Genomic DNA, 26542 nt, shown 5'->3' on the forward strand with positions numbered 1-26542 from the left:
GGCCCAATGATTTCCATTTTGCCACCTTTATCCCGAATACGGTTTGCCGGATGATGACCCCCATCTGATAAGCACATCACCGCCGAGGAGCACAACATGAGTCAGCTTTTCTCCCCTGTCCGCATTGGCAGCCTGTCCCTTCCAAACCGTATGGTCATGGCTCCGATGACCCGCTCGCGCGCTGACGACGCAGGCGTTCCCGACGATGTCGTCGTCACCTACTACGCCCAGCGCAGCAGCGCCGGTCTGATCATTACTGAAGGCGTGTTTCCGTCTGCGGCCGGTAAGGGCTACGTGCGTACGCCCGGCATCCACAGCGATGCCCAGGTGGCAGCATGGAAGCAGATCACCGAAGCCGTGCATGCCCGCGGCGGACGTATCTTCATGCAGCTGATGCACAGCGGGCGCATCTCGCACCCGTCGCTGCAGCCCGATGGCGCGTTGCCGGTGGCACCCTCGGCCATCAAGCCGGCGGGACAGACCTGGACCGGCAACGGCATGGAAGAATTCGTGACGCCGCGAGCGCTGCGTCTGGATGAGATCGCCGGTGTCGTCGACGAGTACCGTATGGCGACGCGTCGCGCTCTCGAAGCAGGCTTCGATGGCGTCGAGTTGCATGCTGCTTCGGGCTATCTGCCTGAACAGTTCCTCTCGTCCGGCAGCAACCAGCGTGAGGATGAATACGGCGGCTCCGTTGCGAACCGTGCCCGCTTCGTTCTCGAAGTGCTGGAGGCGATGGTGGCAGAGGCCGGTGGTGAGCGCGTCGGCATCAAGATCTCGCCGGAAATGAACTTCAACGACATTTCCGACGCTGCACCGCAGGAAACCTACACCTATCTCGTCGAGCACCTGCGCGGCCTCAATCTCGCGTACCTGCACGTCGCCCTGTTCGGTACGAGCGTCGATTACCACGCCATGTTGCGCCCGCGTTTCGATGGTGCCTATCTGGTCGGAGGAGGACTCGACCAGGCCGCTGCTGAAAACGTGCTGGCCGAGGGTCGCGCCGACGCCACGGTGTTCGGCGGCGCATTCCTCGCCAATCCGGACCTGCCTGAGCGGTTTCGCGTGGGTGCGCCGCTCAACGCCCCCGACAAGAACACGTTCTACTCGCCCGGCGCACAGGGCTATATCGATTACCCCGCGCTCAGTGCGTCCGGTAACGTTTAAGGAGTAAGCCATGTCAACAACCACCGTCCGCATGCAGCGCGCCAACCGCGGAAGCCAATTCCGCGCATACAGCCTGCATGGTTCCGATCCCTCGCAGCTCGATCCTTTTATGGGAGTCGACCATGCCTGGATGAGCGCGCCCACATTCCCGCCGCATCCGCACGCCGGCTTCTCCGCGGTGACCTACCTGTTCCTCGACTCGGAGACGGGCATTGCCAACCGCGATTCGCAGGGCAACAGCACGCTGATCGAGCCGGGCGGCCTGCATTGGACCGCTGGAGGAAGGGGTGTGGTCCATGAAGAGAATCCCGCGGTGCAGGGAAGTACCACCCACCTTCTGCAAATCTTCGTCAATCTCCCCCGGGAAAAGCAGAATGCGGCGCCGTTCGCGCTGAGCCTGGCCCCGCAGGACGTGCCGGTGGTGCAGCGCCCCGGTGTCCGGGTCCGCGTCCCCCTGGGTAGCTTTGACGGCGTGCGCTCCTCGCTGACACCGCCGACCGAGGTCACCCTGCTCGACATCACGCTGGAGGAAGGCGCTGAACTGGTGCTGTCGGTGGCCGCAGGCAAGCGCGCCTTCTTCATGCCGATCTTCGGCAGCGCTGAGCTCGATGGCGAAGGCTTCGGTCTCGACGACCTGCGTGTCCCGATCCTGCCGACCGCGACCGATGCGGTGATGCACAAGCTCGCTGCCAAAGCCGGCGGTGCCAAGGTCGCCGTGTTCATCGGCGAACCGTTGCGCCAACCCGTGTTTTCAAACGGACCGATGGCTTTTGCGAGCCAGGAAAGCCTGATCGCGGCAACCGCCGCGTACCACCGTGGCGAAATGGGAACGCTGTAACAGGCCGCCACACACCCCGGGGCGTGCGCCCCATCACCTTAGGAGCGACATTATGAAGGTTGAACGATTCACTGCCGACAACACCGCCTTGCTGCTGATTGACCATCAGGTTGGCACGATGCAGCTGATCAAGAATATTGACCAGAAACTTGCCGCAAGTCAGTCGATTGCGCTGGCCAAGATGGCGAAGATCCTGAATCTGCCGGTCGTGATCACGTCCAGTCAGGAAGATCGCGCCCAAGGCCCGATTCTTCCGGAAATTGCCGAGATCCTGCCCGAAGCGCACGCGGCGCGAATCAAGCGCCCCGGCGTCGTCAACGCCTGGGCCTATCCCGACTTCCGCAATGCGGTGCTCGCCACGGGGCGCAAGAACCTGATCATGGCGGGCGTGACCACTGACGTCTGCCTCATCTTCCCGGCCATCGACGCTGCGCTCGAAGGCTTTGCCGTCCAGGCAGTGATGGATGCTTCGGGATCGCCTAGCGATCTTTCCGAAGAGTTTTCGCGTCAACGGATGCACGATGCGGGCGTGGTGCTCACTGCCACCAACACGCTCATGGCGGAAATCGCGCAGGACTGGTCCACCCCGGCCGGACAACAGCTGATCACCTTGCTGTTCACCGATGTCTTCCCGGCCCTCGGCGCCGGCATCGCTTAAACCCGAAACCCCATCCTGTTGACTGAAGCGCATGGCGCTTCGGTCAACAGATCAATTCATGTTGGCCGACCGTGTAGGGATCGGGCGCGCGCGACTCTGAGGCTGGAAAACTCCCGCTGGTTGGCCCCCCATCCGGCTCGCGCGTTCCGGGTCATGAACTTCACGGGTCACAAAATTGCATGAACGCTCGCACTCGATGAGTACCACACACCCACAGATCGTTATCGTCGGCGGTTCTCTGGCCGGGCTCACGCTGGCGCTGGCTTGTGCAACACGAGATGTGCCTGTTCGTGTTGTTGAGCGCTCTGCCCGGCGTGTGCAAGGTGGCGACAGCCTGAGCATCGATCTCGCGGCACTTGCAGCGACTGTCGGTCACGATCCGCGCGCGCATCCGATACTGCCCGTAGTACCCGCTTATCGTGATTTGACAACCTGGCCAGCGCTGTACGGCTGGTTGCATGAGCGGGCTGCCGGGACACCCGGCATCATCCTCGATGAAGGCAAGACCGTCACATCGGTCAAGGACCTTGGCGATCGGGCACAACTCTCCTTTTCGGACGGAACGGAGAGGTTTGCCGATGCGGTGATCGGCGCAGACGGATATCAAAGCATTGTTCGCCGGACGATTGCGCCAGACGCTCCGTTTGCCAGCTATGCGGGCTATCTCGTGTGGCGCGGGCTGATTGACGAACAAACGCTGGAGCGTCCTGTCCCCTGGCCGTCAAACGGTGGGTTATGGATAGAGTTTGTTGACGGATATCGCCTGGTCGCCGCGGTGCTTCCCGGTCGCGATGGGTCGGTGGAAATCGGACGGCGCCAGGTCACATTCGCCTGGTTCGATGTGCACCGGGAGGGGTTACTTCGTCACACTAACCGTCTGACGGCGGACGGTCACGTAGTGGGAACACTCGGACGCGGCAAGATTGGCGCAGATGTCCGTGCAGAATTGCTTGCGCTCATTCCACAGCTTTGGCCGGATACATGGGCGGAGGCGGTGGCCGTCGGGGTGCGCTCGGCAGACGCACTGAGTGGCGCCCCAATCGCGGAATACAAACCGGAGCGCTTAGCGCGTGGCGCGTTGGCGATCATGGGTGACGCTGCCCATGTCGTTTCACCGATGACGGGACGAGGCTTCGCGACCGGGGTGGAGGATGCGGCGGTGTTGGCGCAAATGCTGGCAGACCGGCGCGCAAATGAAACCGTTTCTGCCACTCTGGCCCGCTACGAGGCGGCGCGATTGCCCTACATCCGCGCGCTGGTCACCCACTCGAGGCGGATCAGCGCCGACTATCTTCGTTATGCACTAGCCACCTGATCAGGTTTCGTGAAATTCCGTTTCCGCAGCGTGCGCATCGCGTGTACGCCACGAGGGTATGCGGCGGCATGCTACTGCCTTCTCGCCTTGCTTGAGACCGGCAAGCCGGCGGAGCTAAACACGTCCATGTGGCCTACACCGCTATTCGGACATAGGGACACTGCGCGCGACGAGGCGTGGCTCCTGGTCGATCTCCAGGCCGACAGTTCCTTCTTGCAGCGTGTTGCGAACAAGGCCGTCCGAACGGGAACGTCCCTCGTCCTCATCACGGACGATGCGACGTATCCGTTGGCTCTCGGCGCATGCGACGTGCTAACCGTTGCGCCGGCCGGCGGGCTCGACTTCGATTCGGCGGCCAGCACGATGACGCTGTGCGCGGCGATGGTGAATGCGCTCGCGCCTTGACGCGTACCCTTGCCGACGGCGCCGAACTCCATGAGGGGCGCCTCGATACCGGCCGCCCCAAGCCCCAATAACCGCTGTTATAGATGCCGCCGAGATCGCCCTGCACTGACCGGCACATCCTGCGGTGCAACAGGGAAAACCCCTGGGTGACGAGGTCCTACCCTCTTGAACGGTCCAGTCACGGTCTTAGCTATCAGATCAAAAGATCATTACCCTTGGGATAACGGACTCGCCCCGAACGTGATTGAACCGATACCCCTCGCTCCATAGACTCATCTCATGTCCAGAGCGAGAGCACACATGTCCAGTCAAAGTCCGTCCCATTGGGCCACGCGGCGTGCGGAAAAACATCGCCGCCTCGCGCGCGTCGCATCGATCGCGGATGGCGTGGTATTGCCCACCGAGCGCATTGTCGACGTCCTTCAAAACCTGATCGCGCCGGGCGACCGGGTTGTCGTCGAGGGCAACAACCAGAAACAGGCCGATTTTCTATCGCGCGCGCTCGCCAGGGTCGATCCGGGCATCGTCAACGGCCTGCACCTGATCATCCCGAGCGTGAGCCGCGCCGAACATCTGGATCTTTTCGAGCGCGGCATTGCCAGAAAGCTCGACTTCGCCTACGCCGGTACGCAAAGCCTGCGCATCTCGCAGTTCCTTCAGGACGGCATTCTCGAAATCGGCTCGATCCATACTTACATCGAACTGTACGCGCGGCTCTACGTTGATCTGACGCCCAACGTCGTACTCGTGGCCGGCTACAAGGCCGACCGGCAAGGCAATCTCTACACCGGCCCGAGCACCGAAGATACGCCCGCGCTCGTCGAAGCCGCCGCGTTTCGTGACGGTATCGTGATCGCGCAGGTCAATGAAATCGTCGACGACCCGAAGGACCTGCCGCGTGTGGATATCCCCGGTTCGTGGATCGACTACGTCGTCCAATCCGACAAGCCGTTTTTCATCGAGCCGCTTTTCACGCGCGATCCGCGTCTCATCACGCCTATCCACGTGCTGATGGCAATGATGGCGATTCGCGGCATCTACGAGCGGCATCAGGTGCAGTCACTCAATCACGGCATCGGTTTCAACACAGCGGCAATCGAACTGATCCTTCCGACCTACGGCGAAAAGCTCGGCCTCAAGGGCAAGATCTGCAAACACTGGACCTTGAACCCACACCCGACCTTGATTCCGGCAATCGAAACCGGCTGGGTCGAGAGCGTGCACTGCTTTGGCGGCGAACTGGGCATGGAAGCTTATGTCGCGGAACGCCCGGACATCTTCTTCACGGGCCGGGACGGGTCGATGCGCTCCAATCGCGCGCTGTGCCAGCTCGCGGGGCAATACGCAGTCGACATGTTCATCGGCTCAACCCTGCAGATGGATGGTCTCGGCAACTCATCGACGGTGACGCACGGTCGGCTGACCGGCTTCGGCGGCGCACCGAACATGGGACACGACCCGCACGGCCGCCGCCACGCGTCCCCCGCCTGGCTCGATCTGCTGCAAACCGACAGCCCGCTCGAACGTGGCCGCAAGCTGGTCGTCCAGATGGTCGAGACGTTCCAGGCGGGCGGGCAGCCGACCATCGTCGAATCAATCGACGCGGTCGAAGTGGGCCGCGAAGCCGGCATGCCACTCGCGCCGGTCATGATCTATGGCGACGACGTCACCCATGTGCTGACGGAAGAAGGCATCGCCTACCTCTACAAGGCCCGCTCCATTGAACACCGCAAGGAGATGATCGCCGCCGTCGCCGGTGTCACGCCGGTTGGCCTGACGAGCAGCGCAGACAGGCTCACAGCGCTGCGTCGCGATGGTTTTGTCGCGCTGCCCGAGGATCTCGGCATTCACCGCAACGAAGCCAATCGCTCGCTGCTGGCCGCAAAGAGCATGGCGGATCTCGTCGACTGGTCCAATGGGCTGTACGCCCCACCCGCACGCTTCAGGAGCTGGTGATGCACGACAGTCTTGCAACGGCTCCCACAACGGTCCCGCAGTTGCAAACCGCCGAGCGGGATCGTCTCGCCGAACGCCTGGGTGGGCACGTGGTAGCGGCACTCATCGAGGAAGTCACGCTCGCGCCGAAGCCTGGTCTCGTCGATATTCGCAGCCGCGGCGCGCACGACGACCTCGACTGGAACCTGATGTGCGCGTCGGCCCATGCGTTGGAGCCGACCTTTGTGGAACTGGCCCAGGCGGCCATCGAAACCCGCGCGATGCTGGCGCTTCGCGAGCGCATCGGTGCGATCGGACGCATCGGCGAAATCCGGATGCTGCACGCGACGGGTGGCGTCAACACCCATCGCGGCGCGATCTGGGCACTCGGGCTGCTCGTGACCGCTGCAGCGCGCGAGCCGACGGATCTCACGCCGCATGGCGTTACCTCGCGCGCCGGATCGATCGCGCGTCTGCCCGACCGCCACGCGCCCACGCTGACCGGTCACAAGGGCGAGCAGGCGTGTCTCGACTATGACGTCGGCGGCGCACGTGGTCAGGCGCAGGCAGGCTTTCCGCACGTGGTTGAGGTTGCCTTGCCGGAACTCGCGAGTTCGCGCCTTCGAGGCGACAGTGAAACGGCAGCCCGGCTGAACGCGTTGCTCGCCGTTATGGCGAGTCTCGACGACACCTGTGTGCTCGCACGAGGCGGACGCAGCGCCCTCGCCGAGACGCAAGGCGGAGCACGACGCGTACTGGAGCACGGCGGAGCCGCCATGCTTGCGGGCCGCCGTCACCTGAAGGCACTGGACCGGCGGCTCATCGAACTTCATGTGTCACCCGGCGGTGCGGCCGATCTGCTCGCCGCCGCACTCTTTCTCGACAGGCTTCAAAACGAAGCCCCTCACACGACGAAGGCATAGGAAAGCAAATGGAAACCATCGTCCTTGATTTCCCGGCGGGCGCCCCCGCCCGAGGCCGCGCACTTGCAGGCGTCGTCGCGTCCGGGGACCTCGAAGTACTGCTCGAAACGAACGACGGGAACCGCACTGTCGTGAACATCACCACTTCGGTGGATGGCATGAGCCGCGTCTGGGAAGCCGTACTCGAGCGCATCTTCAGTGACGGCTCGTTGCCTGCCGCAAAGCTCGAAATCAACGATTTCGGCGCGACGCCAGGCGTTGTGCGCATGCGCGTCGGGCAGGTGTTCGAAGCACTGACTCAAACCGGTGGAGCGTGAAGAACATGGATGCACAGGAACTGCTCGCGCGTGAAAGCTTCATTGAACTCAATGCGCGCAGCCGCGCGAAGAAGCTGCTCGACGAAGGTACCTTTAGCGAATTGCTTGATCCATTCGAGCGCGTGAGCTCGCCATGGCTTGCGCGTCAGGGCATCGTGACCCAGGCCGACGACGGCACCGTAGTCGCCAGGGGAACCATCGACGGACTGCCCGCCGTCGTGCTCGGCATCGATGGCGGCTTCCAGGGCGGCAGCATGGGCGAAGTGTCGGCGGCGAAGATCGCCGGCAGCCTCGAACTCGCTGCCGAGGATAACCGCAACGGCATCCCGACGCGCGCCGTCATTCTCTTCGAAACCGGCGGCGTCCGGTTGCAGGAGGCGAACCTCGGGCTCGCGGCGATCGCGGAGATCCACGCGGCCATCGTCGATTTGCGGCGCTACCAGCCCGTAATAGGGATCACGGCGGGCCCGATCGGCTGCTATGGCGGCATGTCGATCGCAGCCGGCCTGTGCAGCTATCTGATCGCGACCCGCGAAGCGCGCCTCGGTCTTAACGGACCGGCCGTCATCGAGCAGGAAGCGGGGATCGCGGAATTCGACTCACGCGACCGTCCGATGATCTGGAGCTTCACGGGTGGCGAACAACGGTATCGCACGGGTCTGATCGATGTGTACGTCGACGACGCCGCCGATGCGATCCGGACCGCTGTGATCGAACGCTTCCGCGCGGGGCGTCCCGAAGCGTGCCGCAGCGAACGTGTCGCGGGCTTTCTGCAGCGGCTTTCCGAAATCGATCCGAGCGAACAGAGCAGCCCGGAAAATGCGGTCGCCATCTACGGCAAGGGGTTCCAGTCATGAACACAGGCGAGTTTTCGAAGCGCGGCGCCGTCTGGCTGGATGCGCTTACTTACAGCACGCCGTTGCAGCCGGGCTACCGGCCTTCGGTGCGTGTCGCCGACGCACGGCTGGGCGACCATCCGGCGCGCTTTATTGCCGTGGTGCCGGACCCCGACAATCTCTTTCCGCGTGCGCGCAGCGGCGAGATCGGTCTCATCGAGGCATGGGAGGTCGCTCGGGCGGTGCGCGAAGTGGTCGACGCCGATGCGAAACAGGACGAAAAGCGCGCCATTGTCGCGGTCATTGACGTCGCGAGCCAGGCGTATGGCCGACGAGAGGAAGCCTTTGGCATCCATCAGGCTCTGGCCGGCGCTGCCGATGCCTACGCGAGCGCGCGCCTCGCCGGCCATCCGGTGATCGGTCTGATTGTGGGGCGTGCGATGTCGGGTGCATTTCTCGCGCATGGCTATCAGGCAAACCGCCTGGTAGCGCTTGCGGATTCACAGGTCATGGTTCACGCGATGGGCAAGGAATCCGCCGCGCGGGTCACGCTGCGCTCGGTTGCCGATCTCGAAGCATTCACGGCCCGCGTGCCGCCGATGGCCTATGACATCGACAGCTACGCCTCGCTCGGATTGCTGTGGAAGCTACTCAGCGTGAGCAACGCCGATGCACCGACGGGCGCCGATCAATCCATCGTAGAACAGACGCTGCAAGCCGCACTCGACGACATCCGCGCCGACCCGTCGCGCGGCCTGGGCGGTCGGCTCGGCAGCGTACACCGCGCGGCCTCGGTGAAGGTGCGTCGGAGGCTGCGCGAACAATGGCGCTGAACATGCAGTGATACCAGTGTTGATGCGCCCCCGCGGCGCAAACAAATCCGGCCGACTTCGAGCCGATAAAGCTACTACAGGAGACGCAACATGATCATCTATGGAACTGCACTGCTCGCGTTCTGCCATCTGGCGGGACTCTTTCTCGGCGACCTGCTCGGGGTCGCGATCGGCGTGAAGACGAATGTCGGCGGGGTCGGCATCGCCATGCTGCTGCTGATTTTCCTGCGTCTCTATCTGCACAAGAAGGGGCTGCTGCCGCAGGAAACTGAAGCGGGCGTGGGCTTCTGGGGTGCGATGTATATCCCCGTGGTGGTCGCCATGGCCGCCAACCAGAACGTCGTTGCCGCGCTCAAGGGCGGTCCAGTCGCGCTCCTTTCGGCATTGGGAGCCGCAGCCCTCTGCGCATGCTGCATCGCCGTTCTTTCCCGTACCGGTCACGACAGCACGTCGTTCGTGAACGCTCCGCAACTTGAAGAAATCTGAAGCAGGAGTGCGTCATGTTCCATATGCTCGATAAAGTATTGATCCAGAACGGCCTTCTTACCTCGTTTGCGCTGGTCGGCCTCATCATGTGGGTGTCGTCACTGATTTCGCGCAAGCTGACGTTCGGGCGCGTGCACGGCTCGGCCATCGCTATCGTGATCGGCCTCGCGCTGGCCTGGTTGGGCGGCGCCTTCACCGGCGGACAAAAAGGTCTCGCCGACCTGCCGCTCTTCACCGGCGTTGGCCTGATGGGTGGAGCGATGCTGCGGGACTTCGCCATCGTCGCGACAGCGTTCGAGGTGCAGGCCACCGAGGCGCGCAAGGCCGGGCTCATCGGCGTAGTGTCGCTGCTGCTCGGAACCGTGTTGCCGTTTATCGTCGGCGCGAGCATCGCGCATGCGTTCGGTTACACCGACGCGGTCAGTATGACCACCATCGGCGCGGGCGCGGTCACCTACATCGTGGGGCCGGTGACCGGCGCAGCGATTGGCGCAAGCTCCGACGTGATGGCGCTCAGCATCGCCGCAGGGCTGATCAAGGCGATCATCGTCATGATCGGCACGCCGCTCGCAGCCGGCTTCATGGGATTGAAGACGCCGCGCTCGGCGATGATTTTTGGCGGACTGGCGGGTACCGTCAGCGGCGTGAGCGCGGGGCTCGCCGCGACCGACCGGCGCCTCGTCCCCTACGGCGCGCTAATCGCAACGTTTCACACGGGCGTCGGCTGCCTGCTCGGACCGTCAGTCCTGTTCTTCGCGACGAAAGCGTTGATGGGCACCTAAAACGCTAAGCCCTGCATGTGCTGCGTGAAGGAGAATCGCTTGTCTATCCCTGAAACCATCGACGGCGTGCTCCAGCCGCACGATCTCCTGCTGGTAGCGGACCCGTGGGCCGCCGGTGCATCGTGAGCGTGCTATTCACGTTCCCTGGCCAGGGCGCGCAGCGCAGCGGCATGCTGCACGCGCTGCCGGATCACGCCGAGGTTGCTCACGCACTCGAAGAAGCCAGCGACGCGCTGGGCTACGACGCCCTGTCGCTTGACGACACGAACTCGCTGCGCTCCACCGTCGCGGTCCAACTTTGCCTGCTGATCGCGGGCGTCGCCCAGGCGCGCGTCATCAGCGCCTTCGGCCACAAACCCGACATGGTCACGGGCCTTTCGATCGGCGCCTATCCAGCCGCCGTGATCGCAGGCGCTCTGCGCTACGCCGACGCCGTCAGGCTCGTCGCATTGCGCGGCCAGTTGATGGAACGAGCCTTCCCGCACGGCTACGGCATGACCGCGATCGTCGGCATGACGCAGCGTGCGCTCGAACGATTGATCGCGGAAGTGAACAGCCCGGCCATGCCGGTCTTTCTGGCAAACATCAACGCCCAGACGCAGATGGTGGTCGCGGGCAGCGATGCCGCCATGCAACGCCTTGCAACACTTGCGGGTGAGCACGGAGCGCAACGCTATGAGCGTCTCGACGTGGCGGTCCCTTCGCATTGCGCCTTGCTCGACGCGTCCGCGACTGCGCTCGCCGATGCCTTCGGCCAGGTCTCCGTGCGCGCGCCTCGCCTTGTGTATCTGAGCAGCAGCATTGCACGCCCGCTTTTCGACGGCCCGCGTATCGCGGCCGATCTTGCCGGCAACATGGCGCGGCAGGTTCGCTGGGACGATACAGTGAGGCTCGCGTGGGAACGAGGCGCGCGCCTCGCGATCGAGATGCCGCCGTCCAGCGTGCTGACGCGGCTGAGCAGCGCGATTTTCACGGAGGGGATCGCGGTATGCAGCGCGACCTCACTTCCGGACCTTGGCACGCTCATTGAGCGGGAACAGGCGCGCCAGTAATGGCAGCCTGAGGAGTGGCGGTCAGTCGACGCTTCTCGTGCGAAGGCGGCAGACGGCCATGAGCGCGAGCAGGTTCGGATCCCGTTCGCGTGCACGCAGAAAGCTCACGCCAATGGTTTGGCGCATCAGGTATCGCGGCTGCAGCGGAATGAATTGCACCTTGTCGCCGAATACACCGCGTACACGCCCTGGCAAAAGCGTATAACCGACCCCGCCGCTCACAAGGTTCATCAACGAAAATATATCGCCGACTCTCATGGTGACGTTCGGCGTGAAGTCCGCGACGCGAAAGGCCTCCAGAAAGCCATGATACGTCGCGAAGCCCTCGCCTAGCGAAACGAATGTCTCGTCGCGACAGTCCCTCAAATCGACGGCTTGCTGATTAGCGTAGGGCGATCCGGCGGGCGCTGCGAAAAAGATGTCGTCTTCGAACAGCGGAATGGATTCAACTTCAGGCTCGGCGTCGGGCACCGCCATCAGGGCGGCATCGATGACGCCCAGCTTCAACTTCTCCAACAGTTCGGCATTCGGCCCCAGCACGAGCTCGACCTGAAGCGTCGGCCGCCGCACCTTGATATCGATGACGATGCCGGGCACGGTCTTGATGGTCAGCGAGTACAGGGAGCCAATCTTCAGACGATGCGACGAGTAACCCGCGGCCTCACGCGTCGCGCGAATGCCATCGGACATCAGCGTAATCACCTCCTGTGCTACATCGGCAAGCATCTGCGCGGCTTCCGTCGACTTCAGGTTGCGGCCCTCGTGCCGGAACAGCGCACACCGCACGCCTTGTTCGAGCGAATGCAGCGCCCGGTGCACGCTGACCGTGCTCACATTCAGAGCCTCCGCTGCCTTCGACAGATTGCCGGTGTCCATGAATGCGAGCAGCACTTCCAGCTTGCGAAAGGTGATTTCGTCGTCGATTCGGTCGCGCATCTTGAACTGTTAAATGATCTGATTCGACGATTATCGGCTCGCCTCCGCTTCTGACATATAGCGTTAATCCCGCATTCACTAGAACGCCTCTTCGTCAGAGCGCCCGCCTCACGAAAAGCTCGTTAGCCGTGAGGCACTGTGGTCCATTCCGGTCGCGCGTCGTCGACGCTCATGCAGAACCACGGCTCGCATTGTCGAGCGACGCCACTCTCAAAGGGCCCCGACTCCCGCCGCTGCAGCCTGGCTTGAACCGCCGACGCACACTGCGTTCCGGGCGACCTCAGGTGGCCGGGATCTGGACGCCTGATAGCGCTCCAGCCCCGGCTATATTGATCGCCCGCTTGCCGTGCTGCTATCGGGCGGCAAACACAGATACCCCTCCGTTGACAAACCCGTTCGATGCGCAGTCAGGACAACCCGCCGGTGCGGTGGCAGAAGAGTAGGGAACAAAGACGAGCCCAGTTGCGGGATCAATCGCGACCGAATGCGCATTGTTGCCGGTGTTCAGCCGCGCCGTAACGCTACGCGAGCCAGCGTCGACGATCGTGAGCATCGGTTTGCACGGCGACGCCGCGGTGCACGTTCCGTTCGCTGAAGCGTTGCCCGATGCAGTCCACCGGCTTGTCGCGTTGTAGTATCGGTTCGTCGCGGCGTCGTATTCGAGTTGATCGCCGCCGCCCGCGTTAAGTGAAGCGACGAGCGCGCCGCTTGCCCGGTTGAAGATTTGCATCAACAGTGGCGAGCCTGTAGTCGCCTCGCGGCACCCAACGGCGATGTCGGTGCCCGGCCCCAGCGCAAGACCAGTCGGATCGCAATTGCCTTCCGCGTAGATCGCTACACCCGCAAGGGCCGTGTAATTCTGCGTCGTCCCGGACGGTATTGCGCGAATCGCTGCGCCGGGCAGCTTGACCAGTTCGCCATGCGGATTTGCAGTGCTTCCATCGACGTTGACATAGAAGTTGTCACTCGCCGCGTCGTACACGCACGCCTCCAGCCCCGCAGTGGGTTGACCGGCCGCGTCCGTGAAGGTGACTTTCGCGATCACACTTTGAGTGGTTGTGCTGATGAACGTCGCGAAGGGCGTCGGCTCTTCGGGACTGGAGATCATGAAGATGCCGTGCGTCGAGTCGAGACAACCCTCGTCCGCCCGCACGCCCGTGGCGCTGACAGGGATGCTGGTGAGCACGGCGCCCGCAGCAGGATCGACGATTTTCACGGAGTTGACGTCACCGGTATAGATGAGGTTGCCGACCGGCGTTGCGCCATCGGGCCCGGACGTCGAATTCGAGCCCGGCCTAAGACCTGCGAATGCGAGATTCCCGCTGCCCTGGATCGACTTGACAAAGGTCTTGGTCGGAATATCTATCACGTCCAGAGCGGCGTTATTGCGATCGGTGAAATAGTAGCGGTTGCCGTTCGTGGTGCCGATATCGAACGAAAAATTGCCCCCTGCTTTCACGTTCGGTACCGCAATGTCGGCGACAAAGTGTGGTCCTGTTTCCAACTTATCATTGCCGCCACAACCGGCCAGCGCAAACACCGCGCATACGACCGAAGCCTTTACCCATGCTGACCTGTGCATCTTATATCTCCTATATTCTCGTTACTCACTGGATGACCGCACGCGCGGTGCGCGTCCGGAGCAAGCGCGGAACCTTGCTTACGGATACGAGATATGCAACGTATCCATGTGCTCACTACTGTCGCTTTCCTGGGTCGGCGTTCGCGATAATGGCCGAAGCTGCCGACACGTATCCGCTTTTCGGCGACAAATTTCAACTTCCATATGTCTGCTACGGGTGCCCCGAAGCAGACACCGGCGAGGCGGCGTTAGAGAAGACCGGGGATGCTGATGTAGCAAGAATTCGCTGGCGTTTTGTGATCTGGCGAACTCCCATATCGCCCGGCGAAATCAGGTTTCGAACGACACCCACGATTCAGTCGATCGGCAATACCACGTCATCCGTGATCGAACCGATGGGCGGCAGTCGGCGATGTTTTTCCGCGAGGCGGGTGGCCGAGCCGGAATGGGACGGACTTTGATGGGACATACCACTCTCGCTGGAAACTTGAATCGAGTCTATGGTGCGAGCAGCATCGGTTCAATTACGCCCGGCGGGAATTCGTTATCTCCGAGCTAATGATCTTGTTAAGGTAAAGGAAGAAACCGTGACAGGATGGGCAAGACGGTCATCGGCGTGCGCCTTAGGGGTTATCCCGCGTGCGATCGCTGCGCCTTGTTCGACGGATCAATCACTTCATGGCGGTTCATCAGCGACTTGACCTGCGCATCGGTAACGGCGATCGATCTGAATGTCGGTTCGAGGCCGCTATCGAAATCGATGGCCACATCCTTTTTCGAGGTGGCGCCGGCCGAACATCCGCCGCCGGACAGTTCGCTGTCCAGCGGCGGCATGCTGGCTTTACCGCGCCTGCACCTGCACCGGTGCAATTGACCTACGGTTTTCCATTAATCGCCGTCAGATACTGTGCGATCTGATCAATCTGATCGGCAGCCAGCGGGGCGCCGTAGACCGCGCGCATCTTGCTCACCTCCGCCTTCCACTCCTGAAACGACAGCGGTGGCTGCCGGGTGATCATTCCAGCGGAGTGACAGATCACGCATTGCGAGTTCGCGAGATCTGACCCATTGCCAGGCGGAAACGTCGCTGCCCCATTGGGCAGCCGGACGTCGACGGTCCGGATCGCCGTGCTGCCAACCGTGTCCGGCCCGGCCAAGGCGGACGCCCACGCACAACTTACCCATATCAGCAGGACCGCAGCAGACGCTTTCATGATGCTCTCCTCATGCGGCGACCACGGTCGCTGATTCGACGACATTGCGCATGTAGCCGCCGGCGTTCCAGTTGGGGGTGTCGGGCTGTTCGATTCCATCGCTGTTCACGGCCTTCACCTTCAGTACATACTGGCCAGCGCGACGCGGCGTAAACGGCGCGTCCCAGCGGCGAAAACTGTATTTTCCAAAGTTCTTTTCGAGGCGCGCCGACGCCCAGGAAGCACCGCCGTCGGCGGAAAACAGCACCTTCCGCACACCCGTGTCGCCGCCGAACGCGATGCCCCTGACCGTCGTCATTTGCGCCATAGGCAGCACTGAGCCGTCACCGAGATTGGTGAAGAATGACCGCGGCACCATCCGGTTGATGGGAACTGTCTTCACACCAGTCTGCCCGGGCTCGACATTCGCGTGAGGTGTATCGGGAATCTGGTAGGCCTTGGCCATCCAGAAGTTCTCGTCCGGCCGGTCAATGACCTCGATGTCGTTCAGCATCTTCATCCAGTATGTCGAATACCAGCCGGGCACCACGAGCCGCAGGGGAAATCCGTTCAGGAGCGGCAGCGGCTGGCCGTTCATCCCATACGCGACGATAACTTCGCCGTCGCGGGCATGGTCAACATTGAGTGTTTTGATGAAGTCGGGCGTCGCGGCGCTCACCCCCTCGTCGAGACCGTTGAAGCGGACCTGAACGGCGCCCGCCTTGACCCCGGCCCGATCGAGGATATCCTTGAGCCGCACGCCGGTCCACAATGCATTGCCCATTGCGCCGTTGCCCCACTCTCCGCCTGCGACGCGCGGCTTGAAGAAGCCTCGGGAGTTGCCCGCGCACTGGTTCACCGCAGCCACTTCGACGCGAGGAAAGCCGCGCATGATGTCGCTGAGGCTCAGGCTGAGTTCGCGGCCGACCAATCCGTGGACCACCAGCCGGAAGGCCGCGCCATCGACGCGGGTCGGAATGCTGGACAGATGCCAGCGCACGAAGAACCGGTCGTTCGGCGTGAACACGCCGTCGTCGAACACGGAAAACGGTGTCTCGAGCAACGGCGGCCGGCTTCGCAGGAGCAGCATCTCGCCCTTCTGCGGAAAAGCGCTCGTCAACTCCCGCAAACCATTTTCGAATGGCAGCGTCACGGCGTTGGCGGCCCAGGAACGGTACGCCCAGCTCCCGCCCAACCCCATCAGGCCGCCTGCCGACAGCGCACGCATCAACTGCCGGCGCTTCGCACCGTATTCGTCGCTCATTGTGGTCTCCTGCGCTACCTGTTGAAGCGCGCCCGCCCGGCCAGCATTCCCGTCACGCCACCCACTGCAGTGCCTCGTGCAAGCGCGGGCAGCAGGTCGCTGCGCTGCACAAGGGTCGCTTCCGGCAGGTCTTCGAGCGGTAAGCCGGGACGGGCAAGCACATGGATGTGTCGCCACTCGATCCGTTTGAGCAACAGTTCGTCGATGATGTCCTTCGCACTCTGCACGTTAGGCAACAGGAAATATATGCGCCGCATCTCGCGCCTCCTATCGGGGATACCCGCAACACTGGCCGCCGCGTCGCCGGTCACTGCGCATCACGTCCCCGCCAGCGAGGCGCGACGGCGTTGCGTTATTCAATATAGTCGCAATCCGGTCCAAATTCCTGAGGCGCGCCGACCCGGCTGGAACCCGCTGTCAGCCGTGGTACGGAAAAGCTGAGCGAGAGACGGGAGCGGGCAATGAGGATCTGCCTCCCGATCTATCAGGGGGTCTGTCTTGCGCTTCCTGGCGCAGCGAGCCTGACTACGTGCGCAGCGGACGTCAAACAATCCGACGCAGCAGCGCCGACTCCGCAGGATCCACGTTTTGCTGGGTCGGTCGAGGCAACTCGTGCGAAATACCATGACTCGCCATACTCGATGTATGGCCAGACGGTCAACGGACAGGTGCTGGGAAGCCCGTAGACTATGCCGCCCGCCCCCAGCGGAACGATTTCGCGTAGGCTCGCCGCGATGACAACAGCCCAACCACAAGCCTGATGGTGTCAGAGCGCGTTCAACGGAATCTTGAGGTAACTGACTTCGTTATCCTCCGGTGCGGGCATCGCCCCTGCCCGGATATTGATCTGGATTGCCGGCAGGATCAGCGTGGGCATTGCCAACGTGCGATCCCGTGCAGTGCGCATGGCGACGAAATCCGCTTCTGACACGCCATCGTGCAGATGAACGTTGCTGTGGCGCTGCTCCGCCACGGTAGTCTGCCATTGTGGGCCGCGCGATTCCGGCGGGTAATCGTGGCACATGAAAAGACGCGTGTCCGGCGCCAATGCAAGCAGCTTGCGAACCGACCCATAAAGCACATGCGCATCGCCGCCAGGAAAATCGCAGCGGGCCGAGCCAACGTCCGGCATGAACAGCGTGTCGCCGACGAATACCGCATCGCCGATCTGATAGGCCATATCGGCTGGCGTATGACCCGGCACGTGCAAGGCACGCGCGGTCAGCGCGCCGATGGAGAACGTTTCGCCGGCCGCAAACAGATGATCAAACTGTCGGCCGTCGGGAGGCAGCTCCACACCGATATTGAAGATCCGCTTGAATACACTTTGCACGAGCCGGATATTCTCTCCGATTGCGATCTTTCCACCGATTAGCCCTTTCAGATACGGTGCTGCCGACAGGTGATCGGCGTGCGCGTGCGTCTCAAGCAGCCATTCCGGCCGAAGTCCATGCGCCCTTACAAACGCAACCACGCGATCCGCAGACGCAGTGGATGTGCGTCCGGATCTCGGATCGTAGTCGAGCACCGGATCGATTACCGCGCAAGCCGAGCCCTCACCCGCGTGGACGACATAGGTCACGGTAGACGTGGCCGGATCAAAGAAGGGTTCTACGATGGGTTGCATCACGGACTCCAATCCATATCTTGAAACACATATTATTTTTTTATATACTGTTTGTCAATGTATCGTTACCCTTAACATATGAACGAATCTCTCACCCCTCGAGCCCGCGCCGCTTTGCGGGAATCTGCGACCAAAGCGTGCGCGCTTCTGAAGGCGCTCGCCCAGGAGGATCGCCTGCTGCTGTTGTGCCAACTGACTGAGGGCGAATGCAATGTCGGCGAACTTGAAGAACTGGTTGGCGTGCATCAACCAAGCCTGTCGCAACACCTTGGCGTGCTTCGGGAAGAAGGTCTGGTCGCGACCCGGCGCGAGGGCAAGTACATCTATTACAGCCTCGCCAGCGACGAAGTCATTCAGATCATGCAGACGCTCTCGGGTCTCTACTGCGGAAAGCTCAGGATGCGTGGCAAATGACCCTTGACCTCGCGCATTTCAGCCCGGCCACTGCGTTGGCCGGCGGTCTCGTCATTGGCCTAGCTTCCGCGCTATTTGTACTCGGTAGCGGCCGCATCGCCGGGATCAGCGGGATCCTGGGTGGTCTGTTACACGCAGGCCGCGGCGAACGGGCATGGCGTGTTGCATTCACTGGCGGCATGTTTCTCGCCCCGTGGGCGTTCCGACTCGTGGCCCCCTTGCCGGCAGCCACCGTCAGTGCCTCACCGCCGATATTGGTACTTGCCGGACTGCTTGTCGGCATCGGCACGCGATACGCGTCGGGCTGCACGAGCGGTCATGGCGTATGTGGCATCTCCCGTGGCTCTGTGCGCTCCGTCGTCGCCACGATTGCATTTATGGCCGCGGGATTCTTGACGGTGCTGGTCAGCCGTCATTTAGTGAAAATTTGACATGCTGATTGTTAACGCATTGATCGCCGGTCTCTTGTTTGGTATCGGCCTGATTGTTTCCGGGATGTCGAACCCGGCGAAAGTATTGGGTTTTCTGGACCTCGCGGGCCGCTGGGACCCCTCCCTCGCCTTCGTAATGGCTGGGGCGATCCTCGTGGGCAGCATGGCATTTGGCATCGCTCGCCGCCGCAGGCACAGCGTGCTCGGCATGCCGATGCAATTGCCTGCGGTAAAGCAGATAGACCGCCGTCTGATCGGCGGCAGCCTGCTATTCGGCGCCGGTTGGGGGCTGGCGGGCTTCTGTCCCGGTCCCGCGCTAGTCAGCGCCGGCAGCGGCCAGCCTGGGGCGTGGCTGTTTGTCGCCGCGATGCTGCTGGGCATGGCGATTTTCACGCTGCTAGAGCAGCGCAACCCCAAGCGAAACTGATCAGGAGACGCCAACGTCCGTTCAAATCGTGCAGCACGACGCGCAATGCTCAAGCGCGGGACAGGTGATGCCGGATGATCTGCCCGTAATAGCGGCGGCGGGTTACCGTTCGATTATGTTCAGGCAAAGCCACACCGCCCCGACCGACGCTGCGGCTTTGCCGTCGGCGAGACCGCCCTGTCACCTCAACCTCGAGCGCGGAAAACTCGACTGGACTGCATCGTGCGCGCGAGCCCTGACACTGTCCGGAGTCATGCGGACAGCGAACATATTGCGGTTACTTGACCAACATCAAGCGCATTGCGCCGGACAACCCCAGAATCAAGCATGCATAGTGCGGTATTGATACAGGGATCCACGATGTCCACATCTTTCTCCAGCCTGTCGAGGGCCGCGCTGCTCGCACTCGCATGCGTTGCATCGACGGTAGTCTTTGACACACAGGCGCAGCCCGCTCCGGGAATGCGCGGCATGATGCCCTACCAGTTGTTCAGCGCCGACGAACGTGTCGAATTCTGCACGCAGATGCGCAGCGCCGCGACACCTGCGGAGCGCCAGGCCATCGCGCAACGCATGCACGATACGATGGTCAACCGTGCGAAGGAGCAAGGTATCGTGCTGCCGCACGGTATGCAAAACGGCAATCCAATGATGGGGCGCGGCGGCGCTGAAATGGGGATGCGCGGCATGGGTTGCGGACCGGGCAGCGCTGACCCGGACGGACGCGCCGCTGCGCCGGCCGGCGACGTGCCCGTTGGATACGACCACGGTATCGCATTCGTCACGGGCGGGGTCGGCGACGATGAAGCTGCTGCGCTGCGTGGCGCCGCATCCCGCTACAGCATGGCGGCAACCTTCGCTTCCAGTTCCGGTGAGTACCTGTCGGGTGTGGCCGTCCAGGTGCTAAAACCGGATGGTGCGCTCGTCTTCACCGCCGTTTCGGAAGGCCCTTATCTATTTGCGCAGATTCCGCCCGGTCACTATCGCCTGGTCGCAACCTCCGATGGCCTGAAACGCACGCGGACAATCGTCGTGCCGGCGCACGGCGGCGTCCGCCTCACACTGAATTGGCCAGCAGCACGGCCGGCCTCCTCCCAGTGACCTCGCGCATACTGGCCTGTACCGGTCCCGCATCTGCCCTGCGCACGCTCCCGGCCGATCTGGCCGTTATGCAACGTCCGGCTCGATGGCGGCTGCTGCTTGCCGCATGCTGCATGCTCGCTTCGACATCCGCTTGTGCCGAAGGGCTATCCACGGCCGTCGTTGAAACTGCACCGGTCCATGACGAATTGGTCGCCGACGCAGTAGTCGAATCGATGCGGCAAACAGCGATTGCCGTCCAGGTTCTGGGCCGCATAACGGCTTTGAACGTGAAGGCAGGCGATCGCGTAAAGGCCGGACAAACGTTGCTCGCGATCGATCAGCGTGCGGCGGACCAACAGCTGCAGGCCGTTCGCGCACAGGTCGAGGCGGCGCGCGCCGAACGCGAGGTCGCGCAGCGAGATCTCGAACGAACCCAGTCGCTGTTCAGCAAGCAGTACGTGAGCCAGGCAGCGCTGGATCGCGCGCAGGCACGCTATAAAGCCTCTTCAGCAACAGCGCTCGCGAGACAGGCCGAAGCCCGCGCGGTGGCAGTCGAACCCACGTTGCACAGCATTGCCGCGCCCTATGCGGGCACCATTGCCAGCGTCGATGTGGAACTCGGTACGATGGCCACGCCTGGCGCACCTTTGCTCACGCTCTTCGACCCCGCAGCGCTGCGCGCAGTAGCGACGGTGCCGCAATCTCAGGTGGCAGGCCTGCGCAGCAACGCATCAGTGCGAGTGGAACTCCCGGATCTCCCCGACGGGCAACGCTGGCAAACCGCGGTGTCGGTCACCGTCCTGCCGGTCGCGGACCCGCTTAGCCACACGGTGCAGATCCGTCTGACACTGCCGCCCACCGCGAACGAAGCACGGCCGGGCATGTTTGCCCGCGCCTACTTTCCGGTCGGTGCACAGCGCGCGAGGTTGATGGTGCCACTCGCCGCCGTTGTGCGGCACACGGAAGTGACAGCGGTCTATGTCGTGGGCGAAAACGGCAAGGCCACCCTTCGCCAGGTACGTCTTGGCGAGACTCGCGGGGATCACGTCGAAATCCTGACGGGGTTGTCCAGCGGGGAACGTATCGCACTCGACCCAGCGGCGGCAGCCGCACAGCGGTAGCCGGCAGCGCGAGACTATGACGATGCCCTCTACCCGACCCGGCATCTCCGGTCGCATCGCGGCATTCTTCCAGGAGAACCGCATCACCCCGCTGCTCGCTCTCGTCGCGTTGCTGCTGGGTTTGTTCGCGATGGTGATGACGCCGCGCGAGGAAGAACCCCAGATCAACGTCACGATGGCCAACGTGCTGGTGCCCTTTCCGGGCGCAAGTTCGCGCGACGTCGAGCAGATGGTAGCGGGCCCCGCCGAGCAGGTGCTCTCTCAAATCAACGGCATCGAGCACGTGATGTCGGTGTCACGCCCGGGACTTGCCGTCCTCACCGTGCAATTCAAGGTAGGGGTGCCGCGCACGGAAGCTCTGGTGCGCCTGTACGACACGGTGTTTTCCAACCAGGACTGGCTGCCGAAGAATCTCGGCGTGCTGCCGCCGCTCATCAAACCCAAGGGCATCGACGACGTGCCCATTGTCGTGCTGACGCTGTATTCCACTCGCCCCGATGGAAACGCATTCGATCTCGAGCGGGTCGGCCATTCTGTCGAAAGCGAACTCAAGCGCGTGCCGGGCACGCGCGAAGTCGTGACAGTGGGCGGACCGCAGCGCGCGGTCAATGTACTGCTCGATCCCGCGCGTATGCGCGCTGCGGGCGTTACGGTCGACGATCTGGGCCGCATGCTGATCGCGGCCAATGCCGGAGCCTCTGTCGGCGACCTCATCCGGGACAACGGAAATCTTCACATCGAAAGCGGACCGCTTCTTGGCAGTGCGCGCGAAGTCGGCGACCTGATCGTCGCTGTGCGCGCAGGACGGCCGGTATTCGTCTCGGATGTCGCGACCGTGCGCGACGGCCAACCCGCTGCGACCCGCTACGTATGGGAAGGGTTGGCAGGCGCACATCCGGCGGAGTACCCGGCCATCGCCGTGACGATCACGAAGAAGCCCGGTGAGAACGCGGTGACGGTGGCGAAGAATGTGCTGCGGCGCGTCGAGCAACTGCGCAATACCGTCATCCCCGGCGACGTCAGGATCGACGTGGCGCGCGACTATGGGATCACCGCCAATGCGAAGGCGATGAAACTGATCGAGAAACTGGCGTTCGCGACGACGTCGGTTGTCGTGCTGGTTCTTTTCGCGCTGGGCTGGCGCGAAGCGGCGATCGTGGGTGCGGCAGTCGTCCTCACCTTGACGACCACGCTGTTTGCGTCATGGGCGTGGGGCTTCACGCTCAATCGCGTGTCGCTGTTCGCGCTGATCCTGTCGATCGGCATTCTGGTAGACGACGCGATCGTCGTGGTTGAGAACATTCACAGGCATCGCCTGCTGCAGCCTGAGGCGCCGCTTACCGCGGTCATCCCGCGCGCGGTCGATGAGGTGGGCGGGCCGACCATCCTCGCGACACTGACGGTGATCGCCGCGCTGCTGCCAATGGCCTTCGTCACCGGCTTGATGGGGCCTTATATGAGCCCGATTCCGATCAACGCGAGCATGGGGATGGCGATCTCGCTGTCGGTCGCCTTCGTGGTCACGCCGTGGCTGTCTCGAATCTGGCTGGGGCGCGCACAGCACAAGGCCCAAACGGGATTGCGGACAAAGCTCGAAGCGCTCTTCGGCAAAGTGTTCGCACCGTTTCTCGACGACGTTCGGGGCGCACGCAACCGGCGCTTTCTGTGGCTCGGCATCGCATGCGCGATCGCGGTCTCGCTGTCCCTGCCGGCACTGCAATGGGTCGTGCTGAAGATGCTGCCATTCGACAACAAATCGGAGTTCCAGGTTGTCGTCGACATGCCGGCGGGCACACCGCTCGAACGCACCGCCGCGGTGCTGCACGAAATGGGCGCCTATCTGGCGACCGTGCCGGAGATGGCGTCGTATCAGGCGTATGCAGGACTTTCCGCGCCAATCAATTTCAACGGCCTGGTCAGGCAGTACTACCTGCGCTCGGCGAGCAATATCGGCGATATCCAGGCGAACCTGGTCGATCAATCCCGGCGCGACCGGCAAAGCCACCTGATCGCCGCCTCGGTGCGGCCCGCGCTCGTGCAGATCGCCGGGCGCCATGGTGCGCGCGTCAAGGTCGTCGAAGTGCCGCCGGGGCCGCCCGTGCTCGCACCGATCGTCGCCGAAGTATACGGAGGCGACGCGCGCGATCGCATCGGTGTCGGCCACCGCGTGCGGGAGATCTTCGCGGCCACGTCCGGGGTCGTCGATGTCGACGACAGCACCGTCGCTCCCGCGCCGCAACGCGAGTTCGAACTCGACCGGCACAAGGCCGGTTTGCTGGGTATCGCCCAGCAGGACGTGGCGGGCACGCTGTACACCGGGTTGTCCGGCAGCGACGTGACTTACCTGCACGACGGCAGCAAGTATCCGGCTGCGGTCCGGCTCGCATTGCCGACGTCGATGACCGGCGACGCGTCCGCCCTGCTGGCGCTCACGGTCCGCGGCAGCCAGGGACAACTCGTGCCGCTTGCAGAGCTGATCCGACAGCGCGATAGCCAGATCGAGCAGCCGATCTATCACAAGGATCTGCTGCCGGTCGTCTATGTCGTGGGAGACATGGCCGGCAAGGTTGACAGCCCGTTGTACGGCATGTTCGCGATGCGTGGCCGCCTGGCCGATCTGCGGGTACCGGGAGGCGGCAAGCTCGGCGAATGGTTTATCCGGCAGCCCGACGATCCGTACCGGTCCTTTTCGATCAAGTGGGATGGCGAATGGCAGGTCACCTACGAGACCTTCCGCGACATGGGGATTGCCTACGCAGTGGGCCTCCTGCTGATCTACCTGCTGGTCGTTGCAGAATTCGGCTCCTATCTGACGCCGCTCATCATCATGGCGCCGATACCGCTCACGATCATCGGCGTAATGCCTGGGCACGCGCTGCTCCGCGCACAGTTCACCGCGACGTCGATGATCGGAATGATCGCGCTCGCCGGAATCATCGTGCGCAACTCGATCCTGCTGGTCGACTTCATCAACCTGCAGGTTGCCGACGGTGTGCCATTCAAGGAAGCGATCGTCCACTCGGCGGCCACGCGTGCGCAACCGATCCTGCTGACGGCGGTCGCCGCGATGATTGGCGCGCTGTTCATTCTCGACGACCCGATCTTCAACGGGCTCGCGGTGTCGCTGATCTTTGGGATTCTGGTGTCGACACTGCTCACGCTCGTCGTCATTCCCCTGCTCTACTACACCGCCTACCGGCGGCGCCTTTCCACCTGATACCTCTATGGAGCCCAACATGACCTCCTGGCAAATCACCCGCGTCTTCGCAGGCACGCTGATCCTGATATCGCTTGCGATCGGTGCATCGGCCAGCCCGCTCTATGTCAGCGCGTACTGGCTGTGGTTGACCGGGTTCGTCGGCGCCAATCTGCTGCAAAGCGGATTGACCAGGTGGTGCCCGATGGAAATCTTCATGCGCAGGCTCGGCGTGCGCGGCGGCGACTGAACTACGCACCGCCACCTCGATCCGAGGCGATCATGAAACGGAACGCGCGTTGGTGGGTGACTGTACTCGGCACGGTGAGTTCGCTCGCGTGTGCGGAAACGGACTTGCTGAGCGCGGCGCGGAGCGCGCTCGCGCATGATCCCGTCTATGCCGCCGCAGTCGCACAGAACCAGGCTGACGCGACCAAACGCAAGCAAGGCCGGGCCGGCCTGTTGCCGCAGGTATTCGCCACGGGCAACGTTCGTTACGGCACGGTGGACCAGGAAACGACCGGCGCGCATTTCTCCGGCGGCGGCTTCGGTTCGAGCAACGGCATCTCATTCGACACGCGCGCCGCAGGCGCCACGGGTGCGGGTTGGGCGGTGACGATCAAGCAGAATCTTTACAGCGCCGACAAGAGCGCGACCGCGCAGCAGATGAACACGACAGCCGACGCGGGTGATGCATCGCTGCGGCTCGCCCGGCAGACGCTGCTTCTGCAGGTTGCCCAGTCTTACTTTGACGTGCTGCTCGCAGAAGACAATGTCGCTGCGCTCAAGGCAATCCGCGATGCCGCGCTCGAAGCACGCGCGCTCGCGCAGGCACGGTTCGCAGCCGGCGACGCAGCAATTACCGATGTCAACGACGCGCAAGCCCGCGCCGACCTGGCCGGTGCGCAAATGCTCGCCACACAGACCGATCTCGATCTCAAGCGCGCCGAACTGAGCGATCTGACGGGCGATCCCGACACCGCGTTACGGCACCTCTCCGCGTCATCCGCACTCGAATCCATCGCGGCAGGCGATTTCGCCGACTGGCAGGAACGCGCGATGGCAACCAACCCGTTGATTGAACTGCGCAGGCTCGGCGTCGAGATCGCGCATGAAGAGACTTCCCGCTACCGCCCGGGCGGTGGCACGACGGTCGATGCGTTCGCGTCGTATATCGGCGACCGGATGAACGGCGCAGGTTACGGCGGCAACAGTTCAATGCGTAGCAACAGTGCAGTGATCGGCATCATGGTAACGATACCGCTCTATACAGGCGGGTTGCGCAGCGCGAAGCACGACGAAAGCATCGCGCTGCTCAGGAAGGCGGATCTCGACCAGGATGCCGCCCGTGTCATGGTCGCGCGCCAGGTTCGACAGGCATTCCTCGGTCTGCGCAGCACCCAGGCGCAGGTGATCGCGCTGACGCAGGCGGCCCATTCGGCCGACTTGCAACTGGATGCGAATCGGACTGGCTTCGAAGCGGGCGATCGGCCGTCGATCGACGTACTGAACGCACAGCAGGCGCTGTTCAGCACCCGGCGCGATCTCGCCGCGGCACGCTATCAGGTTGCGATGAGCCGATTGCGACTCGTGGCCGCGGCGGGCGAACTCGATGAACAGCAGCTGGCGCAGATCAATGCCTTTCTTCACTAGCGCTGCAGGCCACGTCCGGCATGCTATTCCACTGGCGATTCGGGCATGCGCAGCACTGGTTGCGATAT

The 26542-nt window shown here is 63.0% G+C and carries 28 protein-coding genes and 2 pseudogenes; 23 read left to right on the forward strand and 7 right to left on the reverse strand.

Annotation, left to right across the window (positions count from 1 at the left end):
* Window positions 1–96 precede the first annotated feature (96 nt).
* The 13 genes from AC07WT_RS34655 to mdcH all read left to right on the forward strand — a co-directional run bounded on the left by AC07WT_RS34655 (window position 97) and on the right by mdcH (window position 11547).
* Window positions 97–1167 (forward strand): alkene reductase, encoded by a 1071-nt coding sequence (locus tag AC07WT_RS34655; RefSeq protein ID WP_494950437.1) that lies wholly within the window; start codon window positions 97–99, stop codon window positions 1165–1167.
* Between the two features lie 10 nt (window positions 1168–1177).
* Window positions 1178–2005, forward strand: a complete 828-nt coding sequence (locus AC07WT_RS34660; protein ID WP_494950438.1) for a pirin family protein — start codon at window positions 1178–1180, stop codon at window positions 2003–2005.
* A 52-nt stretch (window positions 2006–2057) separates the two neighbouring features.
* Window positions 2058–2663 carry an isochorismatase family protein gene (locus AC07WT_RS34665; RefSeq protein ID WP_492591807.1) on the forward strand — a complete coding sequence of 202 codons (606 nt, stop codon included), beginning with the start codon at window positions 2058–2060 and terminating at the stop codon, window positions 2661–2663.
* Between the two features lie 196 nt (window positions 2664–2859).
* On the forward strand, window positions 2860–3978 hold the full coding sequence (locus AC07WT_RS34670; RefSeq protein ID WP_494950439.1) for an FAD-dependent monooxygenase: 1119 nt from the start codon (window positions 2860–2862) through the stop codon (window positions 3976–3978).
* A 9-nt stretch (window positions 3979–3987) separates the two neighbouring features.
* A complete protein-coding gene (locus AC07WT_RS34675) occupies window positions 3988–4383 on the forward strand; it encodes a hypothetical protein (protein ID WP_494950440.1) in 396 nt (131 codons plus the stop codon).
* 300 nt (window positions 4384–4683) lie between these two features.
* Window positions 4684–6339, forward strand: coding sequence for a malonate decarboxylase subunit alpha (mdcA, locus tag AC07WT_RS34680; protein ID WP_494950441.1), 1656 nt, complete (start codon window positions 4684–4686; stop codon window positions 6337–6339).
* A complete protein-coding gene (locus AC07WT_RS34685) occupies window positions 6339–7241 on the forward strand; it encodes a triphosphoribosyl-dephospho-CoA synthase (protein WP_494950442.1) in 903 nt (300 codons plus the stop codon). Before mdcA ends, AC07WT_RS34685 begins: the two co-directional genes overlap by 1 nt.
* 8 nt (window positions 7242–7249) lie before the next feature.
* Window positions 7250–7558 carry a malonate decarboxylase subunit delta gene (locus tag AC07WT_RS34690; protein WP_429260136.1) on the forward strand — a complete coding sequence of 103 codons (309 nt, stop codon included), beginning with the start codon at window positions 7250–7252 and terminating at the stop codon, window positions 7556–7558.
* A gap of 5 nt (window positions 7559–7563) precedes the next feature.
* Complete coding sequence (locus AC07WT_RS34695; RefSeq protein ID WP_494950443.1) at window positions 7564–8415, forward strand: biotin-independent malonate decarboxylase subunit beta; 852 nt, start codon at window positions 7564–7566, stop codon at window positions 8413–8415.
* Window positions 8412–9227, forward strand: coding sequence for a biotin-independent malonate decarboxylase subunit gamma (gene mdcE / locus AC07WT_RS34700; protein ID WP_494950444.1), 816 nt, complete (start codon window positions 8412–8414; stop codon window positions 9225–9227). The genes AC07WT_RS34695 and mdcE overlap by 4 nt, the downstream gene beginning before the upstream one ends.
* A 90-nt stretch (window positions 9228–9317) precedes the next feature.
* Window positions 9318–9713, forward strand: a complete 396-nt coding sequence (madL, locus tag AC07WT_RS34705) for a malonate transporter subunit MadL (protein WP_492591786.1) — start codon at window positions 9318–9320, stop codon at window positions 9711–9713.
* A gap of 14 nt (window positions 9714–9727) precedes the next feature.
* The gene (gene madM / locus AC07WT_RS34710; protein ID WP_172177234.1) at window positions 9728–10495 is read left to right on the forward strand and encodes a malonate transporter subunit MadM; all 768 of its coding nucleotides are present in this window, start codon (window positions 9728–9730) and stop codon (window positions 10493–10495) included.
* Window positions 10496–10617: 122 nt separating this feature from the next.
* Window positions 10618–11547 (forward strand): malonate decarboxylase subunit epsilon, encoded by a 930-nt coding sequence (gene mdcH / locus AC07WT_RS34715; RefSeq protein ID WP_494950445.1) that lies wholly within the window; start codon window positions 10618–10620, stop codon window positions 11545–11547.
* 21 nt (window positions 11548–11568) lie between these two features.
* Here mdcH and AC07WT_RS34720 read toward each other — a convergent pair whose 3' ends face one another.
* Together AC07WT_RS34720 and AC07WT_RS34725 are read right to left on the reverse strand one after the other, a co-directional pair.
* Window positions 11569–12483 carry a LysR family transcriptional regulator gene (locus AC07WT_RS34720; RefSeq protein WP_492591783.1) on the reverse strand — a complete coding sequence of 305 codons (915 nt, stop codon included), beginning with the start codon at window positions 12481–12483 and terminating at the stop codon, window positions 11569–11571.
* 352 nt (window positions 12484–12835) lie between these two features.
* Entirely contained in the window at window positions 12836–14065 is a 1230-nt protein-coding gene (locus AC07WT_RS34725; protein ID WP_494950446.1) for a YncE family protein, read from the reverse strand.
* Window positions 14066–14214: 149 nt separating this feature from the next.
* Between AC07WT_RS34725 and AC07WT_RS34730 the strand changes: the two genes are divergently transcribed.
* Window positions 14215–14526 carry a hypothetical protein gene (locus tag AC07WT_RS34730; RefSeq protein ID WP_494950447.1) on the forward strand — a complete coding sequence of 104 codons (312 nt, stop codon included), beginning with the start codon at window positions 14215–14217 and terminating at the stop codon, window positions 14524–14526.
* 169 nt (window positions 14527–14695) lie between these two features.
* Here the strand turns inward: AC07WT_RS34730 and AC07WT_RS34735 are convergent, their stop codons facing one another.
* From AC07WT_RS34735 to AC07WT_RS34750, 4 genes and pseudogenes are all read right to left on the reverse strand, one after another.
* Complete coding sequence (locus AC07WT_RS34735) at window positions 14696–14899, reverse strand: hypothetical protein (RefSeq protein ID WP_494950448.1); 204 nt, start codon at window positions 14897–14899, stop codon at window positions 14696–14698.
* A 41-nt stretch (window positions 14900–14940) separates the two neighbouring features.
* Window positions 14941–15279, reverse strand: coding sequence for a c-type cytochrome (locus AC07WT_RS34740; protein WP_492591779.1), 339 nt, complete (start codon window positions 15277–15279; stop codon window positions 14941–14943).
* Between the two features lie 10 nt (window positions 15280–15289).
* Window positions 15290–16522, reverse strand: coding sequence for a molybdopterin-dependent oxidoreductase (locus AC07WT_RS34745; RefSeq protein WP_494950449.1), 1233 nt, complete (start codon window positions 16520–16522; stop codon window positions 15290–15292).
* 29 nt (window positions 16523–16551) lie between these two features.
* Window positions 16552–16779 (reverse strand): annotated as a pseudogene (locus AC07WT_RS34750) (DUF1269 domain-containing protein); the annotation flags it as partial.
* Between the two features lie 315 nt (window positions 16780–17094).
* On the opposite strand from AC07WT_RS34750, the pseudogene AC07WT_RS34755 reads away from it, so the two are divergent.
* A pseudogene (locus tag AC07WT_RS34755) lies at window positions 17095–17208 on the forward strand (c-type cytochrome); the annotation flags it as partial.
* Between the two features lie 80 nt (window positions 17209–17288).
* On the opposite strand, the gene AC07WT_RS34760 reads toward AC07WT_RS34755, so the two are convergent.
* Window positions 17289–18149 (reverse strand): MBL fold metallo-hydrolase, encoded by an 861-nt coding sequence (locus tag AC07WT_RS34760; RefSeq protein WP_494950450.1) that lies wholly within the window; start codon window positions 18147–18149, stop codon window positions 17289–17291.
* A 78-nt stretch (window positions 18150–18227) separates the two neighbouring features.
* Between AC07WT_RS34760 and AC07WT_RS34765 the strand changes: the two genes are divergently transcribed.
* The 8 genes from AC07WT_RS34765 to AC07WT_RS34800 all read left to right on the forward strand — a co-directional run bounded on the left by AC07WT_RS34765 (window position 18228) and on the right by AC07WT_RS34800 (window position 26474).
* Complete coding sequence (locus AC07WT_RS34765) at window positions 18228–18563, forward strand: metalloregulator ArsR/SmtB family transcription factor (RefSeq protein ID WP_494950451.1); 336 nt, start codon at window positions 18228–18230, stop codon at window positions 18561–18563.
* Window positions 18560–18994, forward strand: a complete 435-nt coding sequence (locus AC07WT_RS34770; RefSeq protein WP_494950452.1) for a YeeE/YedE family protein — start codon at window positions 18560–18562, stop codon at window positions 18992–18994. The genes AC07WT_RS34765 and AC07WT_RS34770 overlap by 4 nt, the downstream gene beginning before the upstream one ends.
* Window position 18995: 1 nt before the next feature.
* On the forward strand, window positions 18996–19421 hold the full coding sequence (locus AC07WT_RS34775; protein WP_494950453.1) for a DUF6691 family protein: 426 nt from the start codon (window positions 18996–18998) through the stop codon (window positions 19419–19421).
* A 360-nt stretch (window positions 19422–19781) separates the two neighbouring features.
* A complete protein-coding gene (locus tag AC07WT_RS34780) occupies window positions 19782–20522 on the forward strand; it encodes a carboxypeptidase-like regulatory domain-containing protein (RefSeq protein ID WP_494950454.1) in 741 nt (246 codons plus the stop codon).
* Between the two features lie 113 nt (window positions 20523–20635).
* Window positions 20636–21625: an efflux RND transporter periplasmic adaptor subunit gene (locus tag AC07WT_RS34785; RefSeq protein ID WP_494950455.1), complete on the forward strand. Its 990-nt coding sequence runs from the start codon at window positions 20636–20638 to the stop codon at window positions 21623–21625.
* A 22-nt stretch (window positions 21626–21647) separates the two neighbouring features.
* Window positions 21648–24842, forward strand: coding sequence for an efflux RND transporter permease subunit (locus AC07WT_RS34790; protein WP_494950456.1), 3195 nt, complete (start codon window positions 21648–21650; stop codon window positions 24840–24842).
* Window positions 24843–24861: 19 nt separating this feature from the next.
* On the forward strand, window positions 24862–25071 hold the full coding sequence (locus AC07WT_RS34795) for a YgaP family membrane protein (RefSeq protein WP_494950457.1): 210 nt from the start codon (window positions 24862–24864) through the stop codon (window positions 25069–25071).
* Window positions 25072–25103: 32 nt separating this feature from the next.
* Window positions 25104–26474: a TolC family protein gene (locus AC07WT_RS34800; protein ID WP_494950458.1), complete on the forward strand. Its 1371-nt coding sequence runs from the start codon at window positions 25104–25106 to the stop codon at window positions 26472–26474.
* Window positions 26475–26542 lie beyond the last annotated feature (68 nt).

The sequence above is a fragment of the Paraburkholderia sp. GW821-FHT02A12 genome, from assembly GCF_059422005.1.